Below are 7,094 nucleotides of genomic sequence, written 5' to 3'. Positions count from 1 at the left end.
TGTATGGTTGAAGTATACTCTGGAAAATATCTCTTGTACCAACCATAAAAATCTAACCGATCTATTTCCACAAAACTATAAACGAATTATCCTCACTAACAATATGTAGTTCGTCGGGCGCATACCTTTGGAGAGGAGATTTACGATCTCAGGTACACTGGCACCCAGCACTTTACGAATACCAATTTCTTTAATGCGTTGTTCGGCCATATAGGTTGCCAGTCCGAATAATCCCAGACAGGATACCAGTATAGTTAATACGGCGAAATAGAATACAATCCGGGCAGTGTTTTGTTCAGTACGGTACTGGCTGTTTAGCGACTGGTCAACAAACTCGTAGTAAGGAGCTGTTTGTGAATTGTGTACTTTATAGGCTTCTTCAATAGCCTGGATAGCTTCATGGATCTTATAAGGATGCACTTTTACAAACAGGCCCGAAATATTCTGCTGAGGCCAGTACCGGAATACAAAAGGTTCGATAGAAGTGGTTACCGGATGAAAATGAAAGTCTTTTACCACCCCAATCACCTGTCCTTGCCGATTCCAAAACTGAAGTTTTTTACCTAGCGACTGTTGAGGCGTCCAGCCCATTCGCTTGGCAGCCACTTCGTTGATGATATAGGCAGACGACGTATCCGTCACTCTGGAGGTGCTAAAATTCCGCCCTGCTGATAAGGTCATTCCTGTAGTAGCCAGAAAGTCCGGATCTATGTTCATATGTGTGATCAAAAGACGATCTCCGGCTGGCTGGCCTTCCCACTGGAAAGAATCCGTAGAGGTATTCAGATCTACCAGGTTGCCAGAAGTAGTAGTCACCTGTGCAATGCTGGCTTGTTTCTGAAGCTCGGCTTTGATCAATGCTCCTTTGGCTCTCATTTCATTTTTCAGTCTTACATAGAGAAGTTGTGACTTATCAAACCCCAGGTTCTTGTTCTGAATAAACATGAGTTGTTTATAGATGACAATTGTGCTCACCATCAATACAACCGACAACGAGAACTGGGCTACGACAATGCTTTGTCTCAGCAGCTTTCCGGAATGGGTGGCAGAGAAGGATTTTAATACTACCACTGGCTGAAAATCTGATAAGTGAAGTGCAGGATAAATGCCCGCTAATACACCTGTCAGAAAGGTAAATACAAAGAGTGCCAGACAAAAACGGGTATCCTGAAAAGGAACCTCAAGTAGCTTGCCTGAAATATCATTTACTGCTGGCAGGAAAAGTTGTACCAGCAACAATGCCACACCTACGGCTATAAAGGTTGTTCCAATGGCCTCACCCATAAACTGAATGACCAGCTGATTTTTCACAGCTCCAATCGCTTTCCGAACGCCTACTTCTCTGGCCCGTTTCATGGCCCGTGCAGTAGAGAGATTCACAAAGTTAAACAAGGCAATCAGCAATACGATTGACCCTGTAGTGAGAAAGATTCGAATGTAAATACTGTTACTGGTTTTGCTCCAGTCGCTCTGAAAATCAAAGTCTGAATGCAGGTAGATGTCTGATAGCGGTTGCAGGGAAAGCGTAGTAGGATCGGTATTGGAAGTAAACTTATCCAGATAGTGATAGAGTTTTGCAGCAAATGGCTCTGTCCGGGCCTGAGAATTTAGTAAAATATAGGTATGATACGCGTTGTTGTCCCATGTATAATTTCCGGAATTGGTATCCAGCCTGTCAAATTGAGCAGACAACAGAGCATCAAACTGAATATGCGAATTGGTTGGAGGAGGAGCAGCTACTCCTGCTACGGTAAGTGTGCGACCATTGGGAAAGGTAAGCATAGTACCAATCAAACTATCAGACTGTTGCCAGTCAGACCCAAAAAGCTGAGCCGCAATCCGGGGAGTAATAACAATGTCATCGGGATTGGAAAGCACTGTACCCGAATTTCCTCTGAGAAGTTTAAAATCAAACAGGTGAAAAAAGGAATTGTCCGTAACCAGGATGTCTTCCGGCTCGACACTGGTTTGTGGGGTTTGTAACACACCCGAATACCAGATCCTTCCGATCCGGCAGGTTTGTTTTACCTCTGCAAAATCTGTCTGCAGAGCGGTTGCCAGGGGTCCGGGTGTCACGGCTACCTTATAGGTAGCACCTGCCTGAGTCTGTTTTTCTACTACCCGATAAATATCTTTGTAACCTGTATGAAAACGGTCATAGCTATATTCATCCCAGATATACAGGCCAATACAGATACAACAAGCCAAGCCAATAGCTAGTCCGCCTATGTTAATGAGTGAATATACCCGGTTTCGAACAAGATTCCGAAAAGCGATTTTCAGGTAGTTGTATAACATATAGGTATCTGAGATGAAGGTTCAATGGTTTGAATTAGAGTCTAAGCAACTATTTTGCCATAGCGAAAAACAGCTCTTCTCAGCTATCTAAAAGGCTATCATACAGCCATATATACTATAATTTGTCCGTTTGCGGACAGTACTTGTACGGTTTTGAACTATAGGACAACACCACATACTGTACTACCCTGTCCTACTGTACTACCCTATCCTAAATTTGGTAGTAGAACCAACCTGAACGTTGAGAAAGTGGTCGTTGGTGATAAAACCAACGACGGAAATAAAAACATCCTCCCTGTCCTCCTGAAAGGAGGACAGAGAAGAAGAATGTTCCTTTTAGAAGGACAAAAAGGTGAGAGGACAAAAAAGGGTAAGAAGGCAGGGAAAAGTGAGAGGCACAAAAAAGAAATATTTCCCTAAAACCTTCAGAACTGAAAAAGATAACTGAAAAGATAAGCCAGCACATACTACCTATAAATTCTCCCGAAAAACGTATCTTGCAGACAGATATCCTGTGTATGCCTTATTTCGAAGTCAAGCCTGTTGATCAACATCTCAGTTCACTGATTGAATGTTTCTGGGTAAGCCACTCTGCCAGCCAGCCTATCTCTCACCGGATCTTGCCAGATGGCTGTATGGATATTATCTATACATTTCCCAACCTCAGCCAAAAGATAGCAGAACCCTTTGTTGCAGTAGCCCCCAGACTTATCGGTATGATGACACAGCCTGCGATTGTACAGGCTAATCCGGGTGTAGATCAGTTGGGTGTTCGTTTTCGTCCTGGCGGTATCTTTCCATTTGTGAAAACGCCTCTGCATCTGTTTACAAATCTGTCCGAACAAGTGGATAATGTAAATAAAGTGCTGGGATCTGCTATCTATGAACAACTTATAGAGCTATCAACCTGGCAGGAACGCATTGGAAAACTGGAAACGCATTTAATCCAACAACTAAGTAACGTATCCTACCCTGTACCTATGGGTGTAGTTATCCGGCAGATTATCCAGGAACGTGGGCAGTTATCCATCAAACAACTTAGTGCACAGACCTCTATTGGTTCACGTCAACTGGAAAGGAACTTTAAGCACTATGTAGGCGTATCACCCAAATTATTGTCGCGCATTATACGGTTTCGTTATATCACAACCTTACTCAAAGATACCAGCCGTGATAGCCTGATGGGGATTGCATTTACCAATGGCTACACCGACCATGCTCACCTGACCAGAGAATTTCAGGAGTTTTCCGGACTGCAACCTTCAGCCTATCTACTTCACTAAACATTTTTTTCGGGATGTCGCTTTTTTACAAAAGCAGACTATCAGGAATACCTACTTTTGTGAATCGGTACTAGCCTCTGTGCATTTACAGACATGTATATAGTGAGGCTATTACTACAGAATAGCATTATACAACCTTACTTATTTGTTTTCATGGAAGTAAAGTCATTATCACCAAACCTGATGGTCAAAAATGTTCAGGCAACTGTTGACTTCTATCAAAATACACTTGGATTCCAGGTGCTTACTACTGTACCTCACGCCAAAATAGAAGGTGAGCTACAATGGGCACTGTTGCAGTCAGGACCAGTAACGTTGATGTTTCAGGAAGAAGAAAACCTGAAAGAAGAGTATCCGGAATTAGCTTCTCAGAAACCAGGTGGTGGGCTCACACTTTATATGGCAGTAAGCGACCTGTCAGCCTGGTACGAGAAAGTAAAAGGAACAGCCCACATTATTCAGGAGCCACACCAGACTTTCTATGGAACTACAGAGTTTGCGATACTAGATCCGAATGGGTATATTCTCACACTGTCCGAACATAGCAACGACTAAGTTTATCGTAATTTCATTTTACACAAATTTGCGAAACAAAATATACTAGTCAAAGTAAGTAGACATATATATGATTTATCCCAAATTTTGCATGTGAGTTTGTTTTACAAAACCAGCGTCTATTCTCTTTTCAAAAGCATAGGCGCTGGTTTATTTTTAAGCAATCTCTTTAGTTGAGTTGGCTTATAGTCACTTACATTATTCTTCCACTAACCTCTTCATTTTTTGCTTGCCCAAAAAACAGGGCATCAAATGAGAATTTGGTGAGCCAGAATTATGCGTGAGCAAAAAAGGGCACTTTTCTCCAAAGCTTCGCCCCACAGGGCCAACGCTAGGCCCGCGGAATTTTTATCCTCACGCACCTACACCACCTTCCACGATTGAAGTAATCGCACCTCTCTTTGTAACTCCTTCTTTTTGTTCTCCAGAAAACACTACCCTTTTGTTCTCAGATAAACGTACCTTCTTATTTTCCTGAAAGCCCCTTCCCCTGTCCTTCTGGAAGAATCTCGTGGCAAGACCGGCGGCCTCTAGATCTGGAGTGTTTTTTTCTTTCAGAAACCAAACATAGCTCTATTTGTCACAAGTTTCTTTCAGAAGGACAAAAAGGGGAAAGGACAGGCAAGGGAAAATTCTTTCAGAAGGACACGAAGAGAGGAAAGGACAGTAAGGAGTGTTCCTTTCAGGAGAACAGCAAAGGGGAAAGGACAGTAAAGGAGAAATGCTTTCAGGAGAACAAAGAGAGATTGTGCTTTGAGATAAAACTTTTCCTTGTTAATCATTAAGGTTCAATAACATGAATAAAGCAGTTAGTAAAACATATTCAGGGGTTTAGCATGCGAATAACACACATAAAGTAGTAAATTAAGCCTTTTACTCCTACAGACCCACAACCTCTTATACTCAAAGATGCTACTATACTGTAAAACACCTTACTGTAAGCCTTTCCTATGGGCGTTATTTATTCTTGTCTATCTGCCAGTACAAGCTCAGTCCAGAAAACCTTCCAAGCCCTCCTACACACTTTCCGGAATGTTAAAAAATGCCAGTAACCGGAAAATATATCTCCGTGAACATTCCTTTTTTAAAAATGAGAATCGAACAGACCCTACTGTTGCAGATAAAAATGGGCGGTTTGTTTTTCGGGGAAGTGTTCATGAACCTACTTACTTTCTGCTTCAGACAAATGCAAATACCTCTGCCATAGGTTTTTATATAGAGAACATCTCCATGACCATCACTGGAGATACCAAAACACTATGGGAAGCTAGTATACATGGCTCCAGAGAAGAAGACATTCGCCGGATGTATGATAAAGTCATTGATTCGGTAGATTATGCCAGCATGGAAAAACAGCGGGAAGACGCTATTCGCCGTCAGGACTCACTGGCAATCAAACAAGCGAATCAGTACGAACAAACATTACTGGCACAGGAGAAGAAACTAATATGGAATCTTGTTCAAAAATATCCGTATGCAGCCAGTAGTATAAATCAACTGGGAGCACTTATTGATGGACGAACTTCCCAAGAATTACAGAGAGCAGACTCACTAATTCGCCTATACGAATCTTCACATGTAGCTCATTATGAACAAGTCAAATTTTTCAAAAAAAAACTAGCAATTGCCAAACAACTGGTAGTTGGCCAGATAGCCCCTGACTTTGTACAACAGGATACAGCAGGCCTGCAAGTACATTTGTCAGATTTTAAAGGCAAATATGTGCTGGTTGATTTTTGGGCCAGCTGGTGCTCTCCCTGTCGACAGGAAAGTCCCTATCTGGTAAAAGCCTATCAGCAATTCAAGAATAAAAATTTCACTATTTTGTCAATTTCCCTGGACAAAAACGCTACAAACTGGCAAAAAGCTATTACAGCAGATAAACTTACCTGGACACATGTAAGTGATCTTAATTTCTGGAAAAATGCAGTAGCTGTTCAATACTCAGTAGATAGCATTCCCTTTAACCTTCTGCTTGATCCGGCAGGCAAAATTATTGCGCTCAACCTACGAACAGATGCCATTGAGGAAACGCTTAAAGGTATACTAAAATAAAAACTCAGTAACCTACTTGTTAGCTAAGCTAGTTACTTATCCCTGCTTATTCTCCCCTTACAGATCCCTCTACTCTGACAGCGTATTGGTATATTGGTTATTGGTTCATTTATGCCCCTATATATTTATAAATATATAGGGGCATAAATGAACCAATAACTAATACAATACAGCATGGTAGCTGTACCTGATAGGAACATTTAACATCCAAAGAACCAAACCTCATACCCATGGTCCCTCTTTTCCTTTCATACCCATACACCATACTCACCTGATTAACCCTACAAGACCTTATCTCTGGTAATTGCAGGGCTGTTTCATAAGGGGGGTATATATGCACCAACCCACCTTATGAGAAAATGAGCCAACTTAGGCCAGCTTTGAACCAGATCAGAAAAATAAATCAGCTTTGAGAAAACTGCCATTGTACAAACTCTCCACTTGCAGGAACAGGATTCAGTGGGTTAGGCTTTACAGGGTATGGCATCAGAATTCTGATTATTTCTGGCAGAGCAAGCTATCCACGAGAACTTGCTCTCAATCAAAATTTTGATAACCTACCCGAAGCATCAAAATTCTGATACCATTTACCACTAATCAAAATTTTGGTTAGTTTCCTGCATTATCAGAATTCTGGTTGTCATACTGATTTATCAGAAAACTGATAATGCTCTACCAATCATCAGCGTTCTGATTGAAAGATATACAGCCTACGTTCCCATACAACTCTTTCGCTACATCACACCTGGACATTTACCACACACAACGCATTGATAATAAGAGAGTATCAGACTTCTGATAATCAGAACTCTGATTGGATTTGCAACTGCAAAATGCCCACCTTTGCATTCGTATAACAAACAGAGGCCATGTAAGCAATACACTGAAAATCAAACATTACCA

General features: G+C 41.6%; 5 protein-coding genes. 4 read left to right on the top strand and 1 reads right to left on the bottom strand.

What is annotated here, in order from left to right:
* Window positions 1-75: 75 nt before the first annotated feature.
* Window positions 76-2,298 (bottom strand): ABC transporter permease, encoded by a 2,223-nt coding sequence (locus tag QNI15_RS37785; protein ID WP_314037266.1) that lies wholly within the window; start codon window positions 2,296-2,298, stop codon window positions 76-78.
* A gap of 153 nt (window positions 2,299-2,451) precedes the next feature.
* Here QNI15_RS37785 and QNI15_RS37780 point away from each other — a divergent pair, with 153 nt between their 5' ends.
* From QNI15_RS37780 to QNI15_RS37765, 4 genes are all read left to right on the top strand, one after another.
* Window positions 2,452-2,718, top strand: a complete 267-nt coding sequence (locus tag QNI15_RS37780; RefSeq protein WP_314037264.1) for a hypothetical protein — start codon at window positions 2,452-2,454, stop codon at window positions 2,716-2,718.
* A 98-nt stretch (window positions 2,719-2,816) separates the two neighbouring features.
* Window positions 2,817-3,581 (top strand): AraC family transcriptional regulator, encoded by a 765-nt coding sequence (locus tag QNI15_RS37775; protein ID WP_314037262.1) that lies wholly within the window; start codon window positions 2,817-2,819, stop codon window positions 3,579-3,581.
* 153 nt (window positions 3,582-3,734) lie between these two features.
* The gene (locus QNI15_RS37770) at window positions 3,735-4,136 is read left to right on the top strand and encodes a VOC family protein (protein WP_314037260.1); all 402 of its coding nucleotides are present in this window, start codon (window positions 3,735-3,737) and stop codon (window positions 4,134-4,136) included.
* A gap of 909 nt (window positions 4,137-5,045) precedes the next feature.
* Entirely contained in the window at window positions 5,046-6,191 is a 1,146-nt protein-coding gene (locus QNI15_RS37765; protein ID WP_314037258.1) for a TlpA disulfide reductase family protein, read from the top strand.
* The last annotated feature ends 903 nt before the right edge of the window (window positions 6,192-7,094 follow it).

The organism is Xanthocytophaga flava (assembly GCF_030068545.1).
GTDB classification, from domain to species: Bacteria; Bacteroidota; Bacteroidia; order Cytophagales; family 172606-1; genus Xanthocytophaga; species Xanthocytophaga flava.
Note: the sequence above shows the minus strand (reverse complement) of the source record. Positions and strands in the feature narration are given on the sequence as shown.